This is a genomic window from Trichocoleus sp. FACHB-90 (assembly GCF_014695505.1).
GTDB classification, from domain to species: Bacteria; Cyanobacteriota; Cyanobacteriia; order Cyanobacteriales; family FACHB-T130; genus Funiculus; species Funiculus sociatus.
The window spans coordinates 1-25801 of sequence record NZ_JACJOK010000057.1 but is presented as its reverse complement, the minus strand read 5'-3'; the positions used below and the strand labels follow the sequence as shown (position 1 = coordinate 25801).

24 protein-coding genes and 2 pseudogenes are annotated in these 25801 nt (G+C 44.6%); 13 read left to right on the top strand and 13 right to left on the bottom strand.

Annotated elements, in window-relative coordinates:
* Nucleotides 1-2: 2 nt before the first annotated feature.
* Nucleotides 3-434, bottom strand: coding sequence for a hypothetical protein (locus H6F74_RS16575; protein ID WP_190443008.1), 432 nt, complete (start codon nt 432-434; stop codon nt 3-5).
* 695 nt (nt 435-1129) lie between these two features.
* Here H6F74_RS16575 and H6F74_RS16570 point away from each other — a divergent pair.
* From H6F74_RS16570 to H6F74_RS16560, 3 genes are all read left to right on the top strand, one after another.
* Complete coding sequence (locus tag H6F74_RS16570) at nt 1130-2269, top strand: hybrid sensor histidine kinase/response regulator (RefSeq protein WP_190443007.1); 1140 nt, start codon at nt 1130-1132, stop codon at nt 2267-2269.
* A gap of 153 nt (nt 2270-2422) precedes the next feature.
* Complete coding sequence (locus H6F74_RS16565; protein ID WP_190443005.1) at nt 2423-3802, top strand: aldehyde dehydrogenase; 1380 nt, start codon at nt 2423-2425, stop codon at nt 3800-3802.
* Nucleotides 3803-4036: 234 nt separating this feature from the next.
* Complete coding sequence (locus H6F74_RS16560) at nt 4037-4243, top strand: hypothetical protein (protein ID WP_190443003.1); 207 nt, start codon at nt 4037-4039, stop codon at nt 4241-4243.
* A gap of 247 nt (nt 4244-4490) precedes the next feature.
* On the opposite strand, the gene H6F74_RS16555 is transcribed toward H6F74_RS16560, so the two are convergent.
* The 3 genes from H6F74_RS16555 to H6F74_RS16545 all read right to left on the bottom strand — a co-directional run bounded on the left by H6F74_RS16555 (nt 4491) and on the right by H6F74_RS16545 (nt 6484).
* Nucleotides 4491-5108, bottom strand: coding sequence for a sulfite oxidase-like oxidoreductase (locus tag H6F74_RS16555; protein ID WP_190443001.1), 618 nt, complete (start codon nt 5106-5108; stop codon nt 4491-4493).
* A gap of 96 nt (nt 5109-5204) precedes the next feature.
* The gene (gene rpmF / locus H6F74_RS16550; protein WP_190421102.1) at nt 5205-5378 is read right to left on the bottom strand and encodes a 50S ribosomal protein L32; all 174 of its coding nucleotides are present in this window, start codon (nt 5376-5378) and stop codon (nt 5205-5207) included.
* Nucleotides 5379-5518: 140 nt separating this feature from the next.
* Nucleotides 5519-6484: a hypothetical protein gene (locus H6F74_RS16545; RefSeq protein ID WP_190442999.1), complete on the bottom strand. Its 966-nt coding sequence runs from the start codon at nt 6482-6484 to the stop codon at nt 5519-5521.
* A gap of 194 nt (nt 6485-6678) precedes the next feature.
* Between H6F74_RS16545 and H6F74_RS16540 the strand changes: the two genes are divergently transcribed.
* The 5 genes from H6F74_RS16540 to H6F74_RS16520 all read left to right on the top strand — a co-directional run bounded on the left by H6F74_RS16540 (nt 6679) and on the right by H6F74_RS16520 (nt 11735).
* A complete protein-coding gene (locus H6F74_RS16540; RefSeq protein WP_190442997.1) occupies nt 6679-7227 on the top strand; it encodes a DUF2808 domain-containing protein in 549 nt (182 codons plus the stop codon).
* Between the two features lie 193 nt (nt 7228-7420).
* The gene (locus tag H6F74_RS16535) at nt 7421-8995 is read left to right on the top strand and encodes a DUF1565 domain-containing protein (protein ID WP_190442996.1); all 1575 of its coding nucleotides are present in this window, start codon (nt 7421-7423) and stop codon (nt 8993-8995) included.
* Between the two features lie 191 nt (nt 8996-9186).
* Complete coding sequence (locus H6F74_RS16530; protein ID WP_190442994.1) at nt 9187-10389, top strand: GNAT family N-acetyltransferase; 1203 nt, start codon at nt 9187-9189, stop codon at nt 10387-10389.
* Nucleotides 10390-10510: 121 nt separating this feature from the next.
* Nucleotides 10511-11113, top strand: a complete 603-nt coding sequence (locus tag H6F74_RS16525; RefSeq protein ID WP_190442993.1) for a Uma2 family endonuclease — start codon at nt 10511-10513, stop codon at nt 11111-11113.
* Nucleotides 11114-11351: 238 nt separating this feature from the next.
* Nucleotides 11352-11735 (top strand): DUF4346 domain-containing protein, encoded by a 384-nt coding sequence (locus H6F74_RS16520; protein WP_190442991.1) that lies wholly within the window; start codon nt 11352-11354, stop codon nt 11733-11735.
* On the opposite strand, the gene H6F74_RS16515 is transcribed toward H6F74_RS16520, so the two are convergent.
* A complete protein-coding gene (locus tag H6F74_RS16515; protein ID WP_190442989.1) occupies nt 11732-12436 on the bottom strand; it encodes a TPM domain-containing protein in 705 nt (234 codons plus the stop codon). The genes H6F74_RS16520 and H6F74_RS16515 overlap by 4 nt on opposite strands.
* Before the next feature lie 174 nt (nt 12437-12610).
* Between H6F74_RS16515 and H6F74_RS16510 the strand changes: the two genes are divergently transcribed.
* Complete coding sequence (locus H6F74_RS16510) at nt 12611-12850, top strand: hypothetical protein (RefSeq protein ID WP_190421086.1); 240 nt, start codon at nt 12611-12613, stop codon at nt 12848-12850.
* A gap of 1 nt (nt 12851) precedes the next feature.
* On the opposite strand, the gene H6F74_RS16505 is transcribed toward H6F74_RS16510, so the two are convergent.
* The gene (locus tag H6F74_RS16505) at nt 12852-13001 is read right to left on the bottom strand and encodes a hypothetical protein (RefSeq protein ID WP_190442987.1); all 150 of its coding nucleotides are present in this window, start codon (nt 12999-13001) and stop codon (nt 12852-12854) included.
* Nucleotides 13002-13108: 107 nt separating this feature from the next.
* On the opposite strand from H6F74_RS16505, the gene H6F74_RS16500 reads away from it, so the two are divergent.
* Nucleotides 13109-14098 (top strand): pentapeptide repeat-containing protein, encoded by a 990-nt coding sequence (locus H6F74_RS16500; protein ID WP_190442985.1) that lies wholly within the window; start codon nt 13109-13111, stop codon nt 14096-14098.
* Nucleotides 14099-14352: 254 nt separating this feature from the next.
* Here the strand turns inward: H6F74_RS16500 and H6F74_RS16495 are convergent, their stop codons facing one another.
* The 5 genes and pseudogenes from H6F74_RS16495 to H6F74_RS16475 all read right to left on the bottom strand — a co-directional run bounded on the left by H6F74_RS16495 (nt 14353) and on the right by H6F74_RS16475 (nt 19619).
* Nucleotides 14353-14676 carry a DUF3140 domain-containing protein gene (locus H6F74_RS16495; protein WP_190442983.1) on the bottom strand — a complete coding sequence of 108 codons (324 nt, stop codon included), beginning with the start codon at nt 14674-14676 and terminating at the stop codon, nt 14353-14355.
* Between the two features lie 8 nt (nt 14677-14684).
* Nucleotides 14685-14900, bottom strand: coding sequence for a DUF2945 domain-containing protein (locus H6F74_RS16490; RefSeq protein ID WP_190442981.1), 216 nt, complete (start codon nt 14898-14900; stop codon nt 14685-14687).
* A 357-nt stretch (nt 14901-15257) separates the two neighbouring features.
* Nucleotides 15258-15509, bottom strand: coding sequence for a hypothetical protein (locus H6F74_RS16485; protein ID WP_199301302.1), 252 nt, complete (start codon nt 15507-15509; stop codon nt 15258-15260).
* Nucleotides 15506-15822, bottom strand: a pseudogene (locus tag H6F74_RS31075) (hypothetical protein). The gene H6F74_RS16485 and the pseudogene H6F74_RS31075 overlap by 4 nt, the downstream one beginning before the upstream one ends.
* A 56-nt stretch (nt 15823-15878) precedes the next feature.
* Complete coding sequence (locus H6F74_RS16475) at nt 15879-19619, bottom strand: hydantoinase B/oxoprolinase family protein (RefSeq protein WP_190442979.1); 3741 nt, start codon at nt 19617-19619, stop codon at nt 15879-15881.
* Nucleotides 19620-19781: 162 nt separating this feature from the next.
* Between H6F74_RS16475 and H6F74_RS16470 the strand changes: the two are divergent.
* The 3 genes and pseudogenes from H6F74_RS16470 to H6F74_RS16460 form a co-directional block, all read left to right on the top strand.
* Nucleotides 19782-20006, top strand: a pseudogene (locus H6F74_RS16470) (sodium-independent anion transporter); the annotation flags it as partial.
* Between the two features lie 442 nt (nt 20007-20448).
* Nucleotides 20449-21378: a ribonuclease D gene (locus H6F74_RS16465; protein WP_190442977.1), complete on the top strand. Its 930-nt coding sequence runs from the start codon at nt 20449-20451 to the stop codon at nt 21376-21378.
* Between the two features lie 279 nt (nt 21379-21657).
* On the top strand, nt 21658-23649 hold the full coding sequence (locus H6F74_RS16460; protein ID WP_190442975.1) for an alpha-amylase family glycosyl hydrolase: 1992 nt from the start codon (nt 21658-21660) through the stop codon (nt 23647-23649).
* A 79-nt stretch (nt 23650-23728) separates the two neighbouring features.
* Here H6F74_RS16460 and H6F74_RS16455 read toward each other — a convergent pair whose 3' ends face one another.
* Both H6F74_RS16455 and H6F74_RS16450 read right to left on the bottom strand, forming a co-directional pair.
* Nucleotides 23729-24568: a M20/M25/M40 family metallo-hydrolase gene (locus H6F74_RS16455; protein ID WP_190442973.1), complete on the bottom strand. Its 840-nt coding sequence runs from the start codon at nt 24566-24568 to the stop codon at nt 23729-23731.
* 58 nt (nt 24569-24626) lie between these two features.
* Nucleotides 24627-25484 carry an Rpn family recombination-promoting nuclease/putative transposase gene (locus H6F74_RS16450; protein WP_190442972.1) on the bottom strand — a complete coding sequence of 286 codons (858 nt, stop codon included), beginning with the start codon at nt 25482-25484 and terminating at the stop codon, nt 24627-24629.
* Nucleotides 25485-25801 lie beyond the last annotated feature (317 nt).

The following is a 25801-nucleotide window of genomic DNA, read 5'->3' as shown; positions in this document are numbered from 1 at the left end:
GATCAATCTTTCAAGACCAAAAGCCCTTGCGCGTTTACACTATATTGTTCGCCCACATAGCCAGTGCGTTCATAAAGAATTTGATGAATGTGCTGGTCTAGCTTTGCTTCGTCAGGAATTTGGGGGCGATAAAAGTTTTTCATTTGTTCTTCAATACCCATATCATCAAGGCGATCGTGGAGTTTAGTTTTTTTCCCTGAAAAGTAAGCATCTCGCGCAGTTTGATCGTTCAAAAAGCTGATAACAATCGGTAACGGAACGCCACCAACCGTCATTCTACCGCTGCTTAGCATTACTAACCCAATGGTGGTACAAATAAGCACAGAAAAGTAGATGCCCGTTACAAGTTTTACAGGGCCTTTGGGGGAAGGACGGCGATTTGGAGCTTTTTTGTTGCCGATGGTTGGACTTGATTGAGAAGCAGATCGACCCATAGAGATTAACTTTAAATTTTGCTTAAATCTACAACACTGGGTTATGCTGTCAATCTATCGATAGTTATATACAGATTTAATTGGGCGGATGTGTCAACCCGAATAAGGCCTATTAATAGTTAGCTACTTACTGAGAATTATGCAAAATGGCAGAGAAACTTATTTGCTGCTGATGGTTGCGATCGCTTCTTAAACAACTTTTACAAAACTTATTACAATTTACAGTTTACGAAAATTGAAATCCCCAGAGGGCAAAAGATTGTATTCTTCGAGTTTTATCTTTATAAAATTGGAAATACAGCATAGTTTGGCGGCTTTTTCCCAGTTAACAGCCAGATGTATAGGACTTAGAAAAATTTACTGAAGATTAATAATTGGTGAGGAAGAGAAAAGAGTTGTATTATTCTGTTTCCCAGTCCCCAGTTGATAACATAGGTGTTTCACCCATGAATCCCAAGTTGCTTCATCAAACATACGTAAGCTTTTCAGCTAGGTCACTGTAGTAAAAATTACTAATCTGTTACCGATGGCAGGTAAAAGCTAAAAAAGCTCAGACTACTTGCTTAAAAGGATTCTTAAGAATCCTTCCTGGGAATGAGGCAAAATGATACCTTAGGCGTAAAGAATGATACGTGATAGCTGAAAATTTGAGAAGATTGAATTTTTGATAAGTTTTGTTGTAAACCTACCGTTTCATGAAGAATCATTCGAGTATCACTCAAGCCTCTAAAACTGACCGTATTCTAGTTGTGGATGATTCTCCGGATAATTTGTTTCTCGTTCAAACCATTCTGGAAGAAGAGGGATATCAAATTACATTAGCGGAGAATGGTCGTTCTGCCCTAGCTGAAATCGAACAAGGCCCACCAGACTTAGTATTGTTGGACGTGATGATGCCAGGGATGGATGGCTATGAAGTCACCAAACGAGTACGAGACAATACTAAGTTGCCGTTTATTCCGATTTTACTAATCACCGCTCACGATCACGCCAGTGTCGTAGAGGGATTGGATACAGGCGCCGATGATTTTATTCGCAAGCCAGTGCAAGTAGATGAATTACTGGCACGGGTGCGATCGCTACTGCGGCTAAAACACAGTGTAGACGAACGCGACCAAATTGCTCGTCAGCGAGAAGATTTTGTCTCCTGGCTCACCCATGACTTGCGGACACCGATAGTCGCAGCTGAGAGGATGCTGGCTTTATTTCAGCAAGGAGCCTTGGGAGAACTCGCGCCAGGGATGCAGGAAGCAGTCGTTACAATGGCTCGTAGCAACCGCAACTTACTGGCAATGGTCAACACCTTGCTAGAAGTTTATCGCTATGAAGCAGGTCGTAAGACCCTGACTTTTTCCCCCATTGATCTAAAGCAACTGCTTCAGGAAGTTATTGAAGAACTTACTCCCTTAGCTGGGGAAAAACATTTGTCTTTGGTGCTGGATGTAGGAGATAAGGACGCTCATAATAAACTTAATAGCAAAGTGGTAGGAGATCGCCTAGAACTTCACCGAGTTTTTACCAACTTAATTGGAAATGCTATCAAGTTTACAGATAAAGGCTCAGTCGTTGTCCGAATGGTGCCAGATACTAACATTGTTGACTCTGATACTCCTTCCCTCATTATGGAAGTCCAAGACACTGGCCCTGGTATCCCAGCAGAAGACCAAGCAGTATTATTTGAGCGATTTCGTCAAGGAAACCACAAGCGTTCCGGTAGTGGTTTAGGGCTACATTTATCTCGTCGGATTGTGGAAGCTCATCAAGGTGCAATTGAGGTTAAATCAGAGTTGGGGAAAGGTAGTTTATTCAGAATTCGCCTTCCTGTTCAACACTGACATGAGAGCCTATTGCGGGGGCAAAGGAGTTTCTTCGCCTCCGTTGGCGATCACATGGCTTATACTGTTGCTATAGCCAGCGCGTAAGCGTTAGCCCTTTTGATTTTATAGTAACTAAAATCAAAAATATAAAATCAAGTACAAGAAACCAAAATGCTAAAAGTACCAAAATTTAGTGATGTCATAGATAAACAGCGCAATTTTTTTGGGACAGGTAAAACCAAAGATATATCTTTTCGGATTGAGCAATTAAAACTATTAAAGAAAGCGATTGTAGATAATAAAGAAGCTATATTAAAGGCTTTGCAATCTGACTTAAACAAACCAGAATTTGAAGCTTATGGCTTGGAGATAGCATTTTGCTTAGAAGAAATAAATAATGTTCTAAAAAATATTAATAACTGGACAAAGCCAAAAAAAATAAAGGCACCAATTACCCAGTTTTTATCCACAGCAAAGATATATTCTGAACCTTTGGGCGTGGTTCTGATCATTGGCCCCTGGAACTATCCATTTCAACTGGTAATTGCTCCTTTAGTAGCAGCGATCGCATCTGGGAATTGTGCAATTTTAAAACCTTCCGAAATTTCCCTAAACACATCCCATCTGCTAGCTGAAATTATTCTAAAATACTTTAATCCAGAGTTTGTTGCTGTAGTTGAAGGCGGCGTAGACACCAGTCAGCAGCTACTAGAAGAAAAATTTGACCATATCTTCTTCACGGGTAGCGGTGAAATTGGAAGAATTGTCATGGCGGCGGCGGCAAAACATTTGACACCAGTAACGCTAGAACTAGGTGGAAAAACTCCTTGTATTGTTGATGCGAAAACTCACCTGGAATATACAGCTAGAAGAATAGTTTGGGGTAAGTTTATGAATGCAGGTCAAACCTGTGTAGCTCCAGATTATCTTTTAGTAGATAGAAAAATTAAAAAAGATTTATTAGAGCAAATCAAAAAATGTATTAGCGAATTTTATGGAGAGAACCCGGAAAAAAGTCCTGATTATGCCAGAATTATTAATCAAAAACACTTTAATCGTCTTTGTAAATATTTAGACAGTGGGGAAATTGTAATTGGTGGAGATACAAATCCATCTGAGAAATACATTGCTCCCACACTGATCGAAGGGGTTGACTGGCAAGATGCAGTGATGCAAGAAGAAATTTTTGGCCCCATTTTACCAGTAATCGAATATACAGAATTAACGGAAGCGATCGCGCTTGTCAACGCCAAACCCAAACCTCTAGCCCTCTACTTCTTCTCAACAGATAAACAAAAGCAACAGAGAGTCTTACACCAGACATCATCCGGCGGTGCCTGCATCAATGATACAGTCATGCACCTTGCTGTCCTAGATTTACCATTTGGCGGTGTCGGGGAGAGCGGTATCGGTCGTTATCACGGCAAAGCAGGTTTTGATACATTTTCCCATCAAAAAAGCGTTCTCAACAAATCTTTCTTGGTGGATGTGAAGTTAAGATACGCTCCCTACCTTGGCAAGCTCAAGTTACTCAAGTGGCTGATTAAATAGTTATCCCTTGTCCGTTGGCGTTTGAGAGTTCTCAAGTTGTCAGGTTGGATTGTTATAACCTGACAACTCCTTGCTGAGTGCTGACAGCGGACAACTTGTGATTTAGCTCACTCAAAAAGTAACCACTCCATCACGAAAGTTTCCCATAGAACATCACAAATTTCCAGCCGAAGCATCACCAGAAGTTGTACAGCCAAACGGAATACTACTTATAGCGCACAAAAGGTAGATTCTATGACCCAAATCTGTGAAGTAGTTAAACGAGTGATTCAAAATGGCTGTTTGACAATTGAAGCCGAAGATCAACTGCGGCAGCTTTTAGCGATTGACCATGACTTAGAAGACATAGAAGCTTTGACAAAATTGCAGCGCGCAGCAATAGCTGGCTTTGTCAAGCAAGAGTCACGACAATTAATGAGTACGGCAAAAAAGCTTGCCTAGAGAGGTTATCTGTAACGTCTCTACGCAGTCAGCGAACATACCCGGCGACTTTTGGCGTACCCTGCGCGTTAGAGCTTATTCAAGGGCGAGCAAACAAAGTTCGGATGATGCGTTATATAAATAAAGCCTGCTTGAAGCAGGCTTTATTTATATAACGCAAGGCTGAAGTTATGTTAAGGAAGCGGCACGAAGTGCGCTTTTTAGTTTCTAGCCCTTCGGCTCTAACTAATGACTAATCACCAATGGCTTAATAGCTATATCTCTCTTCCGCCCACGGCTCCCCCCGGCGATGGTAGCCATTCCGCTCCCAAAAACCCAACTCTTCCTGACTGAGAAATTCCAAACCATTAATCCATTTAGCGCTTTTCCAGGCATAGATGTGAGGGACAACAAGCCGCATCGGGCCACCATGTTCGGCGGGTAATGGCTCTCCAAATAGGGTGTGAGCAAAAAAGTTTTCTTCCCGCACAAAGTCGTCCATAGAGATATTGGTGGTGTAGCCGCCATAGCAATGTTCCATGATATAGGCAGCTTTCGGGTCAACCTCCACCAGCTTCATAAAGTCTGTAACCTTAACGCCAGTCCACTGCACATCGAGTTTAGACCAGCGAGTGACGCAGTGGAAATCAGCAGTAAAGTCATGTTGGGGCATAGCCATAAAGTCTGCCCAACTGAAAGTTTTTTCTTTTGCCAAACCCCAGACGCGAAACTGCCAGGTATCAGCGTTGACGCGGGGAGTATTGCCGTAAGTTAGCACTGGGAAGCCTTTTGTCAGATATTGACCAGGAGGAGTGCGTAGCGAAGCGGCTGCGTTAGCAGCATCGCTATCTGGCGATTCTGGTTTTTTGAAAAATTTTCCTAGCATGAGTCAAGTAGAAAAGCGTTTTAGGTACTATATCTACTATGCACAACAGCTAAAAAAATAGCGCCCAAAGGCGCTCGGACATCCCAGCAGGTCGAATTATTCTTCTTCGGCTTCTTCTTCTTGTGTCGGATACACGAATTTAGAACGCCCGCTCAGAATTGACTTGCCCAACGAGAGGGCTTTCTGAGCCTGAATCGTCGCCTTGTGCTTCCAGGTAGCTTTGCGTTTATCGCGCTTGGATTTTGACGTTTTCTTCTTTGGAACAGCCATGATTGTTAATGAGGCAATCGGTTACAGCCTTCCCATTGTAGAAGATTCCTTGACAAGTGCAATCTAGTTAACCTCTCAAGTTTGCTGGAAACCAATTGGGCAACGACAACTTCATTCTCTAATTACCGTTGTCCATTCGTTCAGGTTCCAGGCACAGGAGTAATTGGGCTGTTAGTTGGTGGCGTAATTGGGCTGTTAGTGGGTGGCGTAATCGGACTGTTAGTGGGTGGCGTAATTGGGCTATTAGTTGGTGGCGTAGCTGGATTAGTCGTGGGTGGCGTGGCCGGATTAGTAGTTGGTGGTGTAGCCGGATTAGTAGTTGGTGTTGTGGGTAGTGTGTTTGTAGCACCACCAGGAGATGTTGGTGTAAACGGAGCCCCCTGAGCTGGACTTCCCCCCCCACCGGGTGTTGGCACAAACGGGGTGGGTGTTCCTGGTGTTTGAGGAACATTCTGGCGGTTATCTCTCCTAATAATCGGTTGAGTACCTCCAGCAGGTGGTCGTGGGATATCTCTAACGTTACCTGGAGTTATAGTTGTTGGGGGAGTTGCCCGTGGTGCGGCTGCTGGCGCGGCTGCGGGTGCTTGTTGGGGTGCGGCTGCTGGCGCGGCTGCGGGTACTTGTTGGGGATCTGGTATTACATCATCTCTAAAGCCGAGTAAAGCCTTGGTACTAGGAAAGTAAGTTGCCCAACGAGAGACATCAGGGCGGCTTCTCCATGCTCCGCGATTGACTTTAAGAGCCAGAATTGGCGCGATCGCACCTTGATTTTGCCCCATAATCATCACCGCAACATCTGTTACTAAGATGTCCCGGTCAAAGCTACGCTGTGCTGCGGCTCTCGCAACCGCCTCGGCTCGGCGAATTAAGCCTTCGTAGGTTTCGTTTGGCTGACCGACCATGCGAAGGTCAATACGAGCGGTGTAAGCTTGGGCAATCTGGGGTGCAAGAGCGCTTGACACTAACCACGTTACTCCCGTACAACCCAAGATACCAACTAAACTCAACGGTGCAAGGAATCTGTGTGCAAAAGACTTTCGCGATCTTTTGACTTGAAACTTGATTCCTGGTAGAGCCTTGAAATTAAAAGAGATAGATTCGCCCACAATCGCCACCTACTTTTTACTCACAGCGTGAAATCGCCAACTTTAAGCGTTATTCTTACTAAAGATAATGCCTTACAAAAATGCAATTTACCTCTATCGTGGCGGAGAACTACTCCAGACTGTAGAGAGATTTTACCGGGAAAGCGATCGCTTTCATTAAAATAACAACACTTCTTGTCGTTGATCTTGAAGCAATGCGCCTTTCATTTCTTTTCGGCTCCACCCTAGCTGTAGCAGCAAGCATCTGGGGAATTGCCAATCCCTCGGCTGTCGCAATCCGACTCGCAGATGGAACAGTTTCTTTTGACAAGTCGCCTCGCCTGGTTAATGCTTCCACCACTTTTGAAACTGTTAATGTGTGGGGAGCTACCTATTATTTCACCGTCAGCTTACCAGAAAATGCTGGTGAACCGCTCCAACGGATTGCGATCGCTCAAAATCAAGGATTTGATGACATCCGATTTCAACTCAAAGATAGCGTGGCATTTGAAGGCACCCCTGAACGCAAAGGTGAGAAGCTAAGGCTTAAAGCAGTGACAAAGGACGACAAAACAGGCACCATTACTGTCACCTTCGATCCCCCAGTACCTCCGGGTAAGACTGTTACTGTTGGACTCGATCCAGTACGCAACCCTTGGACTAGCGGTGTCTACCTCTTCCGAGTTACAGCTTTTCCAGCCGGGGAGAAAGCTTATGGTTTAGATTTGGGTGTCGGACGCTTGCACTTTTATCCGCCCTTCTAGAAAAAAATTGTCCTCTTTGCGATCGCGTCAAAAGCAGATTTCACTAACAAAACTCTCAAAATGTAGCTTTTAAAACCAATTGCCCTATTTTCCGGATACGCTCTTATTGGCAATGTAGCTGTTTGAATTACCTGCATAAAATGGGTAAAATTGCAAGCGGTTAATGCTCTTATTACCATATTTCAAGATCACTATGGCTCAAATTTACGTCAATCCAGCAACTGGCAATGATAACGCTGCTGGCAGCCAGTCAGCTCCTTTCAAAACGATTAGCAAAGCTGTCACTCAAGCTCAATCAAACACCACAATTCAACTGGCAGCAGGAAATTATAATGCAGCCAACGGCGAAGTCTTTCCCCTCAGAGTGCCATCTGGCGTAATAGTTATCGGTAATGAAGCTAATAAAGGCAGCGGCATTTTAATCGAAGGTAGCGGAACCTACAGCAGTCCCAACTCCTCTGGCGGACAAAACGTGACAATGGTTTTAGGCAATAATGCCCAACTGGTAGGAGTAACCGTTACCAATCTTTCTAGCCGTGGCACTGCCGTCTGGATTGAATCGACTACCCCTACCGTGAAGAATTGCACCTTTATTAATAGCAAACGCGAGGGAGTTTTTGTTACAGCCAATGGCACTCCAGTAATCAGAGGTAATCTGTTTACGCAAAACCTGGGCAATGGTATTTCCTTGGCAGGGGATGCCAGAGGCGAAATCCGAGGTAATACCTGTAAGAATACAGGTTATGGAATTAGCATTGCTGAACGTGCCGCACCCCTAGTTATAGATAACCAAATTTCGGAAAATCGCTCTGGGATATTCGTTTCTGGTGATTCTCGTCCTAAACTACGGAATAATCTTAGTGAACGAAATACTGACGATGGCCTAACAGTAATTACTACAGCTTTACCAGATTTAGGTACTAACTCCGATCCTGGGGGAAACATTCTGCGGTATAACGATAAATTTGATTTGCAAAATACCAGTTCTAACAAGCTGGTTGCTGTGGGAAATCAGATGAATCCGGCTAAAGTTCAGGGAAATGTGGAGTTAGTTAATAATCAAACTCCCCCCGTCGATACAACAGGCGGTGGTGGTGGAGCAGGCGACGGAGCAGGCGACGGAGCAGGTGGTGGAGCAGGTGGCGGAGCAGGTGGTGGAGCAGGTGATGGAGCAGGTGGCGATACTGTTGTTGAGTTAACCGACATTGCCGGACATTGGGCTGCTGCCTTTATTCAGGAATTAGTCGAGCAGAATATTATCAGTGGTTTTCCCGACAAAACCTTTAAGCCTAATGCGAGTATGACACGGGCGCAGTATGCCGCCTTACTGACGAAAGCCTTCAACCCACCTGCGAAACGAAATGCGATCGCTTTCGTAGATGTATCACAGACTTTCTGGGGCTTCAACGCAATTCAACAAGCTTATCGCGGCGAATTTCTCTCCGGTTTCCCCGACAGAACTTTCAAGCCAAACCAGAATGTTCAGCGCGTACAAGTGATTGTCTCTCTAATTAATGGGCTAAAGCTAACTGGTGGCGCTGCTACTGCCCTAAACACCTTTGACGACCGCGCTAGCATTCCTGACTATGCTAAAGATGAAGTAGCAACAGCCACACAAAAACGGATAATTGTCAATCAACCAAACCTTAAAAAACTCAACCCCACCCGTGATGCTACCCGTGGGGAAGTAGCAGCGATGGTTTATCAAGCTTTGGTAGATGCCAATCGTCTACAACCGATTGACTCACCCTTTATCGTTACTGGTTGATTCTTTCTCCCCTGCGTTCCTGGGCTGCGGCCTGGGAACGCCATAAGGAGGTTCTGCCTCCCTTTCTTGAATGAAACGTAGGCATTCCCAGGCTCAGCCTAAAACGAGAAATGGTGCCAACACTTTGATGCGATCGCAAAAATTGACTTAACCTAGAGAAGGCTTTCTCATCCAGCTCATCAATTTCTGAAATGGTGGAACAACTCAAACCCCGCTATTCTGTTGCCTGGATTAACAAAATCTCTGAAGTGCCTCAAGCCGAGTGGGATGCGATCGCTATGCCGCTGTTGACACCTTTCCTAGAATGGGATTGGCTCAACAATATGGAAACATCTGGCAGCGCTACGGCAAAAGCAGGATGGCTACCCAACCATCTAACTGTGTGGCGAGACAGAAACTTAATTGCTGCTGCACCCCTATATCTGAAAGGGCATAGTTACGGCGAATTTGTCTTCGATCATCAGTGGGCAGATTTAGCTCAACGCTTGGGTGTGCAATACTATCCAAAATTACTTGGTATGTCTCCGTTTACCCCAGCGGAAGGCTATCGTTTTTTAATTGCACCAGGGGAAGATGAGGATGAGCTAACAGAGTTAATGGTAAATGCCATTGACCATTTTTGTTCTCAAAACCGCATTTCTGGCTGTCATTTTCTTTATGTAGATCCTCAATGGAAAATGGTGCTAGAACGTCACGGTTTCATGCCTTGGCTACATCACAGCTACATCTGGCAAAATAATGGGTTTAATACTTTTGATGATTACCTAGGCGCATTCAATGCCAATCAGCGCCGCAACATCAAGCGGGAACGCAAAGCTGTGGAGAATGCAGGTTTGCAAATGAAAACTCTGACTGGCGATGAGATTCCTAAACAGATGTTTCCGTTGATGTACACCTTCTACGCTGATACTTGCGACAAGTTTGGCTGGTGGGGGAGTAAGTATCTAACAAAGCGCTTTTTTGAGCAACTGCATTCTAACTATCGGCATCGGGTGTTATTTGTAGCGGCATACAACGAGCAGGATAACCGTCAGCCAGCGGGAATGTCTTTTTGTCTTACCAAGGGCGACAAACTTTATGGACGCTATTGGGGAAGCTTACAGGATATTGACTGTCTGCACTTTGATGCTTGTTACTATACGCCGATTGAGTGGGCGATCGCGCACAACATCCAATCTTTTGACCCAGGTGCAGGTGGGCGACATAAAAAACGTCGCGGTTTCCCAGCGACACCCAATCACAGTATGCACCGATTTTACAATCCGCGTTTTGCTCAAATTCTACGCAATCATATCAACGAAATTAACGACTACGAACAACAAGAAATTGACGCTATTAACCAAGAGTTACCATTTGCACAGCGCGATACCGACAAGCAAATAACTTTTGATTGAAAGGACATCTTGCATCTAAAGCAATCCTAGATCATTTATAAACTTCTCTCCTTGCTCTTGCTCTGCGTCCTCTGTGCCTGAGCGGTTCGTTTAAAAAAGTAGCTGTCATAAGTCAAAAACGATGACACAAGTCAACTTACCCCAAGCCATTGCCGTCAATATCCCACCGACACTAACCCTTACACTCACCCACGAACAGTTCGTTCAGTTGGCGATCGCTAACCGAGATTTACAATTAGAACGCACTGCTACAGGAGAGTTAATTCTTATGCCACCAACAGGAGGCGAGACGGGGCATAGAAACCTGGATATGGAGGGGCAACTCTGGTTGTGGAACCGTCAGACTAAACTCGGTAAGGCGTTCAACTCTTCAACTGGCTTTCATCTCCCCAACGGCGCGGATCGCTCTCCTGATGCAGCTTGGGTGAGTCAAGACAGATGGGATGCTCTTAGCCCCAAAGAAAGAAAAAGCTTTGTTCCTCTTTGTCCTGACTTCGTGCTGGAACTACGCTCTGAAAGTGACAACATCAAACCCCTGCGAACCAAAATGAGGGAATACATGGAAAACGGAGCGCGTTTAGGTTGGTTGATTGACCGAAAAAACACGAAGGTGGAAATTTACAGGCAAGGCCAAGATGTGGAAGTGTTGGATAATCCTATAACTTTGTCAGGTGAAGATGTTTTACTTGGGTTTGTTCTAGATTTAACCGAAGTTTGGAATTGACAATACTAAGTTGCGTAATTTGTGGATAAACTTTTACCACACATAAAATAATAAGTCAAAACACAGAGTATGAGCAATTAACTAAGTTTGCTGTAGAGCAATAGAAGGATTTAGAGGAATCAGTCGCTAGGCGTTAGCATCAGATGTTAGGTAATAGCCGTTAGACCACAAAAAAAGAGAGAAGGCATTAAACTGAAAATAGGTGGAAAAATAGTGTTGGGATGATGCCTGATTTTGTATGAATCAAACTGATTTAACTTTAGCGGCAATTGATGATAAGCTTTCCAAGCGTTTTATTAACTTAGATCCGGGCGGATATTTTATTATTTACCTGGATCGGGAAGCTGGACAAATTTGTACCAAACATTTTACCAATATAATTAGCGATCGCGGTTTAGCCGTCGATCCAGAAACAGGGAAACCCATCCCCGTAAGAGGCAAGGTGGAACGTACCCACGCAGCGCTATTTACTGGCAGAACCGCTAAGGAACTTTGCGTCAAAATTTTTGAGGAAACTCAGCCCAGCCCGGTGACAATGCTGGATCATGCAGCTTATCTGGGGCGAGAATTTGTTCGGGCTGAGTTGGCTTTAGTTAATCGGCAGGAGTACGTTCAGGATTAGCCGGAGAAGCCTTGATAGAAGAAGTAAGTTGCCATCGGAATCACGGTAGCGGCAATCAGTAAGCCAATTACCCAAACGGTAGCGTTGTCAGTGTCAGTTTCTTCTGCGGTTTTAAAAGTTCTGGCTACATTAAGCGTATCTGTGACTTGAGGGGGGCCTGGATCTGGCTCTCCTGAGAGTACAGCAACTAAGCGATCGCTTGCATCTGCTAAAGCTTGATTGTATTTATTGCCTTCCCGCAATGGCACCTGTACAGTTTCAGAAGCAACACTTTTGGCAATCTCATCTGTCAGCACAGACTTTACCTTGTCGCCACTGCGAATCGCAGCATCGTTAGTCAGGCTATCGATAACCAGTAAGGTTTGATTAGCTTGCGCTTCTTCGGTGGGAAACCATTTTTCAAACAGCTGATTAGTGAAACTTTCCACTGTTTCGCCGTAGTCGAGGCGGTGGATAGTCACAAATCTCACCTGATTTCCAGTAGTTTTAGCTAAATCGTCTAGATTCTTGCTAATTGCGCCTTCGTTTAGACGGCTGAGGACTTCAGCTTTATCGAGAATCCAAGCGCGATCGCCTGCGGTAAGATTAGGAATTTGATAAACGCCTGTAGCGTTTGCTGGTGCCGCAACCAGCCCCAATACCAAAACCATTAGGGCGATAGGCAGTATCCGCCTGAAGATTTGCCTGAGGAGTTGTCTCATTTGATGAAATTACAAAAGTAACGTTTAACAAAAATATTACATAAACGCCTGTAAAACTCACTATAAATTAGTCGGACGTGTTACGTTTAAAAAAACCTTTTGAGCGCTATTGTCTGGTATGAGCGTGCTAGGTTAAGGAAAATATTCTTGTAGTCGCTCTGGATGGTGTCAGTTATGAGTTCGCCAGAAATTTACAAGGGTTGGCTCATCGAAGCAAGACCAGTGTTCTGCGTCCAAGTTTGGAGTGCTGGCGGCGAGTGTATTATACCCGTTCATAACGCTAAGACAGAGGAAGAAGCCCTCTCCTTGGCAAAGCGCTGGATTGATATGCAATCACAACCGGAAAATACTCAGCCGAACCCGTTCGATCCTTTTTCCACTGATAGCGACTACGACGACGATATTCCATTTTGAGCTAGAGAGCAACGCGATCGCGCTTGAGAATATTGGCTACGGCATCGGTGCCGTTTGCTACACGCGACGCTAACCATTGATAGAACCTCCACTCAGGATAATGCAAGCGATCGCCTGTTTTCGCCGCAGCTGTAAAGATTTCTTCATGCACCTTAAAGTATTTACATCAAAAAAAGATTAAAAACTTAACGCATTTTTAACGCTTAATTTGGGAAATCTATAACTAGAGAGTATTGATTAAACCAATGAGGAAATAATATGGATGCTGAAGAACTGAAACGGCGTTATGCAGCAGGAGAAAGAGATTTTAGCGGGCAAAATCTCATCGGGGTAAACCTGGAAAAAGCAAACTTGGAAAAAGCAAACTTTTCCGGAGCGTATCTATTAGCTGCAAACCTTAGTAGAGCATTTCTTACAGGAGCAGACTTCACAGGAGCCTTCCTGCAACGAGCGGATTTAAGTTTTGCTAAAGTGAACGAGGCAAAACTAACTGAAGCCGACCTGACAAAAGCTAACCTTAGAGGAGCCACCCTTGTTAAGTCGCTGCTGGTAAGAGCAAAGCTGAGCGGTGCCATCCTCACAGCAGTAAACTTACGTTTATCTAACTTATCTGGAGTTAATCTTTGTGGCGCAGATTTGCGCGGAATTAACTTGCGTTCCGCTAACCTAATCGATGCAAACTTGAGTTGGGCAAACTTGAGTGGAGCCAGATTGAGTGGTGCCTTGTTGCGGGGCGCTATACTCAACGGAGTGCAACTGAAATCTGCGTTTATGAACGGAGTCGATCTCAACAGTGTAGACTTGGATGGAGTCAACCTCAGCGAAACTAAACTGAGTGGAGCCAACCTGAGTGGAGCCAACCTGAGTGCAGCAAATCTATCTTCCGCCCAGTTGCGCGTAACACTCCTGTCCCGCTCAAATTTGCACGCAGCCAATCTAAATGGCGCATCGCTCAATAAAGCAGACTTATGCGAAGCTAACTTGAGTAAGGCAGACTTGACTGGAGCAAACTTAAGCGAGGCAGACTTGACTGGAGCTATCCTGAATATGGCAAGTCTGCAAGAAGCCGATTTATCGAACGCTGCTTTGCGGGGAGCTTACCTGTGGGGAGCTAATCTCAATGTTGCACAATTGCATGGCGCAGACTTAACAGGAGCCAGCCTGCGCGGAGCATATCTGGAAGCCACAGACTGGCGTAAGGCAACTCTTACTGGCGCAACCCTGCCAGATGGAACCATTCACGAATAGAGACATTTTCCGAAGACGGTCTAATGTAGAGCGTTTCTCACTTGGGTGGAATATATCGTGGTTCTGACGTTAGGGCCGCCTTGGTAGGGACATGGCATTGCCATGTCCTTACAGATGTATCCCACCCAACCCTTTAATTGCTAATTGCTATAGAGACGCGAAATTAAAGCGTCTCTACAGCCGTTGGATTGGGTTTGTTCGCCGTTGGCTAAGCCCTAACGCACAGGCGCCAACAGTCGTCGAGGATTCTTCAACTACTTTAATGGGTCGTGTCCCCAATTCATCAGCGAGTAGCGCCAGCGCGTATCCTCCACATCACCTGATGGTTTTTGAGCGCTGTGGCGATGAACGTAACTGATGACTTTTTTCATGTGTGCTAAGTCATCCTCGCTGTAGTCATTCTTCTGCAACAATTCAATGATGCGCTTACCAGACTTGTGACCAGTTGATTCCTCATCGCCATCCTTTTGTCCAACAGCTTTGGAATCTTCCGTCTCTAGCCAAGATTCCAGTTCCTTTGCTGTCATGTTGACGGCTTCTTCAAACTCGCCAATTACCGTTTTTGTATCTTTACTCATAATTGGCTTTACTCCTCTATCTTTTCTAAAGCATCAGGTTTGTGGGCAGCTTCTTTTCCAGTTTTGTCGCTCTCAACCAAGTATTCCGGGTTATCTTTTGATGCCGCAACGTGATGTCCTTTAATTTCTGTAGGGGAGGTAAGCTTTTTTTTCACTTCGCCTGTGGTTTCACCTTGAGAAGTCTTCCACTTCACCTTGTCGCCTTTCTTAAATTCGTCAGCCAATGTTTTGCTCCTGCTTAATATTCCTTTACTTGCTTAATTATGTTTGTGGCTGAAAACAAATTAATCAGTCTAGTTACAGATTAGTAACTTAGAAATTACCCGCCAGAAATACGCCTTCTGTGCGTGGCTAGTTGAGTGTTAATTTATTAAATAACCCTAGTTAGCCTAAAGGTTGTATGTACCACAGAAGTCAAAACTTTTCAAATCGCATATTTTTCTTTTAGCGCGATCGCATTCTCACTTTTACCCCGGCGTCAACGCTCCCCTCGAAAAGTTAACCGATAGTGGCAGCATTTTCAACTACTGTAAACCTAGTAGAGATTCAGCAATTCTTGCCTCTGCCAAAACTGGGATAATCTACTCAACTTCATCTATTACAATTACCTCATATATATCAAAATATTCCTCACCTCTTGCTGTCTGCATTGTCCAATTATGTTCCCTTAAAGACCAACCCAAGCTGTCAGCATTTTGAGTATCAAGTGCTAGCCAGCCTGTTGTAAACCTCGTATCCAATAACACTTCTATGGGTAATCTTTCTCCATCAGCGGCAATCAAATCAATTTCAAAAATTAGCTCTCCAATCTCGCCGAACTTCCCTAAAATCATATCCTGCCACAAGTGCCTGTCTCATTAAGACGAAAAGTCACAAGCCAGCCACCAGGGTACTTTAGACGCGCTTTTTGATAAGCTAATTCCTCACTAGCATCGATAAAGTAATCGCCGCTATTAGGCTCAATGATAATGAACCAGCTGTAATGATCGTCGATCAGTTGAGAGCAAATCTTATCAAAAAATCCGCGAGCTTTTTGACAACGAGCATTTTTTCGGCTTCTCGTTTGGCTAATTCTTCTGGTGGTATTGTGTATTCTGGAAATAATCTGCCTCTACCAGGAGGACGAGTTGGTTTTGTTTGAGTCATAGCTTGACTTCCTTATTAAAGGATGAGCGTGATTTTTATTATTTACTAATTATACGTTACATATTATTAGCAATTCCATAACCTCCACCTCCAGGTGTTTCTATTACAAAGACGTCCCCAGGTTGCATTTCAACAACAGAGGTACTTCCTAATTTTTCTACAGTTCCATCACCGCGGCCAACGCTATTTTTCCCTACTTCTCCCGCTTCGCCACCGTGCAAACCAAAGGGTGAAATAAGGCGATGATTTGAGAGAATTCCTGCTGTCATTGGTTCGAGAAAACGCAGACGACGAATAACGCCATTACCACCGCGATGATGTCCATTACCACCACTATTAGGACGAATAGTAAAATTTTCTAGGAGAACGGGAAAGCGCCATTCTAAAACTTCCGGATCGGTGAGGCGGGAATTTGTCATGTGAGTTTGTACCGCGTCAGTACCATTAAAATCTGCGCTAGCACCAGAACCGCCGCAGATTGTTTCATAATATTGATAGCGATCGCTTCCAAAGGTGAAGTTATTCATCGTCCCTTGGGAAGCTGCCAGAACGCCCAGCGCACCGTACAGCGCATCGGTTATAGATTGCGACGTTTCTACATTTCCCGCAACTACAGCAGCAGGATAACGCGGATTCAGCATACAACCTTCAGGAATGATGATTTGTAAAGGTTTGAGACAACCAGCATTTAGAGGAATGTCGTCATTTACCAAAGTGCGGAAAACGTATAAAACTGCTGCTTTGCACACTGCTGCTGGTGCATTAAAATTAGTATTTTGCTGTCCAGAAGTGCCAGTAAAATCAATCTTAGCGCTGCGACTATATTTGTCAATGGTAATTGCAACTTGAATAGCACTACCATTATCCAGAGAATAGGTAAAACTGCCATCATTGAGAACCTCAATAACACGACGCACTGATTCTTCAGCATTATCTTGCACAAAGCCCATGTAAGCTTGTACAGTTTCTAAGCTGTAGTGTTCTACCATTTTTTGCAGTTCCTGCACGCCGCGTTTATTTGCCGCAATTTGTGCTTGCAAATCTGCAATATTCTGAGTTATATTCCTTGCTGGATAAGACGTTTGCGAAAGCGCTTCAATTAGTTCTTTTTCCCGAAATATTTCTTCAGCAACTAGCTGGAAGTTATCTAGTAAAATGCCTTCTTCTTCTACACTTGTACTGTTGGGAGGCATGGAACCGGGAGTGATACCGCCGATGTCTGCATGGTGTCCCCGCGAGGCGACGTAGAAGAGGGGAAGAGTCGCAGAAGCAAAAACTGGTGTAATAACTGTTACATCTGGCAGGTGAGTGCCACCGTTGTAGGGGTTGTTGGATGCAAACACATCGCCGGGTTTGAGAGTGTTGCCACGCGCTGCAATCAGGCTTGTGACACTTTCACTCATTGAACCCAGATGCACGGGAATATGTGGGGCATTAGCGACTAGCTGTCCGTGGTGGTCAAAAATAGCACAAGAAAAATCTAAGCGTTCCTTGATGTTAACTGAGGAACTGGTGTTTTGCAGAGTGATGCCCATTTGTTCAGCGATCGCGCGAAACAAATTATTGAAAATCTCCAGCATCACCGGATCTTGCGATTTTAGATTTTGGATTTTGGATTTTGGATTGATATCGGCAGAACGCTGCAAGATAAGATGGTTGCGATCGCTTAATTCTACTTGCCAACCAGGTTCAATAACATTCGTCCCCGTTGCTTCCATAATGATCGCAGGGCCAGAAATACAGTCTCCCGGTTGCAAATCTTCCCGCCGATACACCGGAGTCGAGTGCCACGCATCAGCAGCATACATTTGCACAGTATCAAGCGGCACAGGTGCATCCTCTGAAGTACGCGAAATAACTGCCTCCTCCAGAACTTGACTCTTACCCACCACCTCAACCGAAACCGACTGAACAATCAGCGCCTTCTCCGGGGAAACAAAACCATAACGCTGACGGTGCGCCTCCTCAAACCGCCCCCGCATCGCCCCAACATCCCCAAAATCCACCACCAGAGACGAATCACTTCCCTCATACCGCAAATGCACCCTCCAAAAAACCTCTTCCTTCTCTTCCTCAGCGTCCTCAGCGCCTCTGCGGTTCGTTTCCTCCCTTCCCTGCGCCTCCAACTGAGTTAAAACCTGACTCAGCGCCAACTCCTTACTCAGTTTCGCCTCCACCGCCCGTTCCCGAATAGTTCGGACATCAGCCAAACCGATACCATAAGCAGACAAAACCCCAGCATAAGGATGGATAAACACCTGCTTCATCCCCAACGCATCAGCAATCAAACAAGCGTGTTGCCCACCAGCACCGCCAAAACAACACAAAGTATATTCCGACACATCGTAACCGCGCTGAAGAGAGATTTTTTTAATCGCACTTGCCATCTTTTCGACTGCGATCGCTAAAAATCCAGCCGCAACCGCCTCCGGTGTCCGGTTGTCCCCAATAGACACCGCTAGTTGAGTAAACTTTTGCCGCACCACTTCTGCATCCAACGGCAAATCCCCATTTGGGCCAAACAACTTCGGGAACAACGCAGATTGCAACTTACCCACCATCACATTGCAATCCGTCACCGTTAACGGGCCACCTTTGCAATAACACGCAGGCCCAGGATTCGCGCCAGCTGACTCTGGCCCCACCCGATACCGCGATCCATCGAATTGCAGAATCGAACCACCACCAGCAGCAACCGTGTGAATTGCCATCATCGGCGTTCGCAGACGCACACCAGCAACTTCCGTCTCAAAGGTGCGTTCATATTCGCCTGCGTAGTGGGCGACATCGGTGGAAGTACCGCCCATGTCAAAGCTGATAATTTTGTTAAATCCTGCCATCCGGCTTGTTTGCACCGCCCCAACAATTCCCCCAGCAGGGCCAGAAAGAATGCTATCTTTACCTTGAAAAGCTTTGGCATCCGCAAGTCCGCCGTTGGATTGCATGAATTGTAAGGACGGGGAAAACCCACTACCGTTCGGATCGGGCAAACCTAACCCCTCTCCCCCTTCCCTACTAGGAAAGGAGGAGTGGCCCCTCTCCTCATAGGAGGGTTGGGGAGAGGTTAACCCAGATATATTGTTTCCGCCCGTACCACCCAACTGACTTGCAACTCGATCCACATATCGCCGCAGAATGGGCGACAAATAAGCATCAACAACAGTGGTATCGCCGCGACTCACCAATTTCATCAACGGGCTGACTTCGTGAGATACGGAGACTTGAGTAAACCCAATTTTTCGCGCCAATGCTGCAACTTGTTTCTCGTGTTCCGGGTAGCGATAACCGTGCATGAAAGCGATCGCGCACGAACGAATGCCGTCATCGTATGCTTGTTGTAAAGATGTTGCATACGTCTCTACCAGCGGAATTAACTCTTCCCCTTGGGCGCTGTAGCGTTCCTCCACCTCGATTGTTCGCTCATACAACATCTCTGGGAGTACAATGTCACGGGCGAAAATATCGGGACGGTTTTGATAACCAATGCGGAGGGCATCGCCGAAACCTTTGGTGATAATTAGGAGAGTGCGATCGCCTTTGCGTTCCAGCAGCGCATTCGTCGCCACCGTCGTTCCCATCTTCACCACCGCAATCTGTTGGGAGGGAATCGGTGCATCAGCAGCAATACCCAAAATATCCCTAATTCCCTGCACAGGCGCATCAGCGTAGCGTTCCGGATTCTCCGACAGCAGCTTATGAATTACCAACTGCCCATCGGGACGACGCGCCACAATATCAGTAAACGTACCACCCCGATCGATCCAGAATTGCCAGCGGTTATCAAAGGTGGTATTCATCGCTATTGCTCCTCAAAATAAAAGGATTTCTATAGCAATCCTAAGCGATTTGTAAAATGCTGCTCAGAGGTCATTGATCAAGAAAATTTTATCGTCCCAACCCTCCATCAATGGCGAGGCTTTTAATAGTATCCAGTTCCGCCTTGTTAAACAGGGAACAGGATGGATATTCTGGACTGGAGTTTCCTGAAACGCTCACATCAGGTTTCCGTCAAGGGTTCACTGATCATGTACGGCGTGTTGCTTCTGACTGTGTTTGTTGACTTGATTGTGGCAGTCGGCGTTGCCATGTTCATTGCCAATATCTTGACAATCGAACGTTTGTCGAGTGTGCAATCTCAAGATGTGAAGACGATTACCGATGCAGACGATGCGATTTTGCTTCATCCCACGAGATCATCTGGTGCGGAATCGTGTTGACGCATTACGCCAAGCGGTGGCGTTAGTAAATGGACAACCAGCGATGGCGAGAAATACAGCCCAGGGTGACATTGGTGATATTGGATACCAGCCTGCATAAAGCGGAATCCACCTGTTAAACTGAAGTTTGCTTTTAAAAAATCGCCCTACCTCACAGCGTCTATGAGGTAGGGCGATTTTTTAGGGCGGAGTTAGTGGGTTTATTAAGCTGAATGCGCTTTGAATTCAGCCTCTTTCTGGCGCTAAGGTTAAATTGCTGGCTGTTATAGCACTGATTAGGAGTAGAACAGCCAAACTGCGATTAAGATACATATATTTCCCGATTGAATAAATAAGCAATCTGCGTCATTAGACTAAGATTTTGCTTTCATTGGTTTAATCTGACATTTAATATCCACTCCTTCCGACAATGCCATATATCACCAACCCTAACGATATCAGTTCACAGATTGCAGCATATACTCAGGCGAAAACTCTCTGGGTTGATACAGAAGTTGCTGACTACAAGACCAAAAAACCGAGATTATCTCTGATTCAGGTATTAGATGAATCCACAGATTTGAGTGGCGATCGCGTCTTTATCTTAGATGTCTTAGAATACCCGGATATTGCCGATATATTTATAGAAAAAATCATGTTAAATCCGGCAATTGAAAAGGTGTTTCACAATTCCAGCTTTGACCTGAAATTCTTGGGTAAAACTAAAGCTAAAAATGTAATCTGCACTTTAGAAATAGCCAAAAAAATTCCCTACTATCTGCTACCAGTCCCGAATCTACAACTGAAAACCTTGGCAGAAAACCTATGTTATTTTCCTAATGTGGACAAAACCCAAAGCCAAAGCGATTGGGGACAGCGACCTTTGACAAAAAGCCAGTTACACTATGCAAAAATGGATCCAGTTTATCTGGCTCACGTACATCATCGGCTGTTGCAATTAACTCAGCTAATTAATCCAAATCCATCAGATGAAGATTTAACAGCACTCGGTCAACGCTATCGAGAAATTGAGCATGATTGGAAATCGCTAGATACAGAAATCAACCATATTAAAGACCGAATTAAAGCAGCAATGCAGGCACAGAATTTAGCAGAAAGCGATTATTTTAAACTCTCTAGCTATGAGAAAACTACTAAAAAAGTATCTTTTGACGAGTTGGCAAAATTTGCACAACAGCGAGGTATCAACTTAGATTTTCCGATAACGCTGACGCAAAATTTACAAAAACAATTAGGCTTAACAGATGGATTGCCGATACAAGAGGAGAAAAGCATTAACTCACGGCTGAATTTCAAAGAAAAAGAACAAGATGAGGCGGATGATGATATTCCGTTTTAGAAAATACAAATTTGCAAAAATACTACTTTCTTATGTGGGGCAGTCATCGGGACTGCAATAGCCATAAATAGTAGCTTGGGTTAAGCGATCGCGCAACCCAACGCACGCCTTAATGAAACTTACGCGAGGTTCCTCCAATCACTCTACACAGATTATGGGTTGAAGATCGGGCTTGATATGATGGGTAACACCCACCATACTAACTTTTATCCGGAATAGCATAATACTCTCTTGTAAGCAACCTCCATAACTCACCAAATTCTTAAAGAGGTGTATATTATGCTTCCAGATTTATTGAACCGCAAACAGACTCACTTTGTATTGTGGCGACCAGGAAAAATTGACCCACCACCAACGCTTTACATCGGCAATTTTCAAAAAAATAGTTCAGATGAATTTGCAAATTTTCAAGAATTCGACCTCATTCAATCGAAAGAATTTCCCGAAGTGTGGGAAATACCAGCCGCAGATTGCAATCTAAAAAACGGACAAGTGTACTTTTACTGGTTCAAAGTACGCGATACCGATGCTTATCATGGTAAAAATGAAATTTATTATTGCCCCGATCCCACAGCTTACACAGTTGATCGGCGTTTTATTGCTCCGAAAGGATTATCAGGAGAAGGTAGTAAAGACCCAGCCAGCGTAATACTTTATCAGGATGAAATGCTGATTCCCTGCGATCCAGAGGGTCAAACTGCGAATTGGCAAGGAGATACTACAGAAAAGCTGCAACCAAATAATCGGCTAGTTATTTACGAGTTGCCAACGCGCTGGACTAAAATTAATTCGGATGGGGAAATTCCCGAAGGAAATGGCACTTTTCGCGATGTACTGGCGCTAGTAGAAAAACAAGCGATCGCACCCGGTTTTATAGAAGTTGAAGAACTTCAGCAAGGTCATGCCCATTTAGTTGAATTGGGTGTCAATGCTTTAGAACTTTTGCCACCGCAAGATAGCGATGATAAAACAAATTGGGGCTATGGTACAGCTAACTATTTTGCCGCAGATTTTGATTTAGGTTGCCCGGATAGTCAGAATGCACCCACCGCTTCTATCGATTTAGTCAATTTAATCAAAGTTTGTCATCAGTATGGAGTGCGGTTCTTCCTTGATGTTGTGATGGCTTTTTCGCGCAACAATCCTTACCACAACGTCAATTTTCTGGATTTTCACATCAAGTTTGGTAGCGGCGATCCCGAACAAGGAAATCGGGATGGATTTGGTGGAGATTTATTTAAGTACAATTATTGGGTGGAAGGCTATCACCCAATTACAGGCAAATTTTCCCGATTCGTTCCGGCGCGTGAATACATGAAAGCCCACATTGCCCACTGGATAGATTATTATCGTGTGGATGGTTTACGTCTGGATAGTGTTAATAATGTTGCCAATTATGACTTTTTGCAAGAATTCAAGGATTATGCGCGATCGCTTTGGCAAGAAAGAGGCGGAAAGGGCGATGAATTTACCGTAATTGGCGAAGAACTAAGCGTACCACTGGATTTAGTTTATCAAAATCGTCTCGATGGACTGTGGAACGAAAAGTTTAAGCAGATTATCCGCCGGGTAATTTTAGGGAATAGTGCTTTTGATGAGCCCAGCTTTGAATGGAGTGTCCGGAAACTCATTGATTGTAGAAACTTAGGTTTTACAGATGGTTCCCAAGCTGTTAACTATCTAACTTCTCATGATGTGGGAGGATTTGGAAACGAGCGAATTTACAGCTACTTGACTAATAATGGAGTTTTTAACACAGAAAATCGCATCAAATTAGCCTTTGTTTGTCTTCTCACTGCTGTAGGAATTCCGATGATTTTAGCAGGAGATGAATTTGCCGATCAAAATGACTTGTCTACTTCAGATGACCATAAAAAACAAGTCGATCCAGTTAACTACAGCCGCATGGATGATGATTGGCGAAAGCGTATTTTCGACTACGTTTCCAGATTAGTAAAGTTCCGCACTACTTCTGACGCATTAGCAGTAAACGACACGAACTTTATCCATGTTGATTTCAATGAAGGTAAGCGGGTTATTGTTTGGCAGCGAGGTAAAGACGATAACTTAGTAGTTGTAGTGGCGAATTTTTCCGAATATGGCACGCCTGATCCTAATAATCCTAACGCTAAGTATGTTGTACCAAATTGGCCTGCAAAGCCCCCTGGCAAGCAGTGGAAAGAAATAACGCAAGATCGTATCGTTCCCGGAGAATGGGCTGGGAAAGAGCCAATTTTTCCGTGGGAAGCTAAAGTGTACGCGCTAGTTTAATAAAACCCAAAGGGACGCAAAGTAGAATTTTCCTCTGCGTCCCTTTGCGATTACCTTTGCGTTAAAAATTATTCCCTGTTTACAGACGGCGAATGCCCTCGCTTAAACCGCGACAAACTCCGGTGAGGAAGTCTAAATCGAGGGTGTCGATGCGATCGCTTGTCTGATGGTAGTGGGGATTTCGCATAAAAGCCGTATCCGTCACCATCATCGCCCGATAACCATTGTCCCAAAAAGGAGCATGGTCACTTAGTCGCGTCTGACGTACAATTAAACCTCTATTAGGGACAGGCAACCACTCAGCTGGCGTGCCAACTTTACGAATATTACTGCTAAGGCGAATCAAGTCAGGAATTGCCGTTAAATTGCCAATTAAAGCAATGAAATCACCCCGATTCGGGTAAAAGCGTTCTAAACCAGCCGGATAGCGTTGCGAACCAGGCGTATAATCGCAATATCCCAACATTTCTAAAGACAGCATCAAGCGTATTGGTTGCCCTTGTTTCTTCAAATCAGCTGCATATTGCTGACTACCTAATAAGCCGTATTCTTCCATATCAAATGCCACAAATTGCATTGGATATTTTATTGGTTCTGCCGCGAAAATTCTCGCCAATTCCAACAGTGCGGCGACACCAGTAGCATTATCATCTGCACCAGGAGTTCCGGGTACAGCATCATAATGAGCGCCGATTAAAATCGGTGGTTTTTGATTCTTGGTACTAGCTGGTAAGTTCAGGATTAGATTTTGATGGGTTTTACCTCTTATCTGGAATTCATGGTTTTCTACTGTTCCCCACTGTGCCAACTGTTCGCGGATGTATTGCTGGACGTAGAAATGTCCTGAACTTGCCAGATAAGGATCGCGATCGCGTACTATCTGCTTAAGATGTGTATGTAGCTGCTCTTTTAAATCCACTTTCCTATCCCTCCTGATTTTCCCACTAGGTGACTAAAATAGTCTCCGCTGTGAGTGCTTATGAGGAATGAACCTCTAGCCAATTAATTAAATCGGTTACATTGGAAAATTCTAAAAATGCTTCTGCCAAATCTTCCAATTGGGAGATAGATAGAGTACGAATCTGTTCTTCTAATTGAGGGGTAATACTACCAAACCGACGAATAAGCTGACGCAGTAGCAATGCCACCTCTCCCTCTTGGATTCCCTCTTGGCGTCCCTCTTGACGTCCCTCTTGGCGTCCCTCTTGGCGGATGTATTGATAGAACGTAGATTCTCGCATAATGTCCTCTCTCAATAATTGGCGAATTAAATTATCGTTAAACCGCAAGCCCGCGAGAACCCCAGCACAAGCTGACAGATTCGCTCGTTCTTCGCGTGACTCAATCCTAGCGACTTGTGCGGCGACTTGCTCTAGTAAAGTGTTAGGTGAGTCACTTTGAGCTAAAGTAGCGAACGGTAAAAGCGCAGGGTTTGCCAGGAGTGGCGCGGAATCTTGTTCCCACAGACGAATTACTCGATAGCGATGTCTGGTATTGACAGCTTCAAACTGTTCGGTAAAAGCCACTTCTGAGGTAGTACGCTTTAAAAATAGGACAACCTGCTCAATGTTACAACTGTACTGGCGATGAAGTCTCATCCAGTAGTCAAGCATCCGCAGTGGTAATGGCGGATTAGATACTGGTAGGGTTTGAAATTCTACGTGCAGAATTTGGTTGCCGGTTTGCAGAAATGTCAGAGAATCAGCGCGAATTGGTTCTAGACTCAGTTCAGTTTTAAGTACCTGGATATCGTCAGTGTCAACTGAGAGTAGCCAGCGGGCAAATTGACGCGGATACTTTTGGGCAAGATATTTACAAGCGTTGTCGTAGTTCAAGAAAGATTCAGTGTAGATAGAGGATTTAAAATATTATTTTCTCACCGAGGGTAACTGATGAAAGTACACAATATAAAGTAGCAGGAGTAGCGTAGATTGGGACTGAGGATGGGAAACCCAACTATGCCAGTCAAATTGGCGTTGGGTTTCTTTTGGACTTAAGACAACCTACAAACTTATTAATCCTACGCAATTTCTGCTGGCAATAGATCTCTTGCGGAATTACGATTATTTGGCTATTTTTAGCTCATAATTATAAATTCCTGCAATTAGGTTTACTCGCAATCCAAATCGCTTCCTTCGATTTCTATAACGGC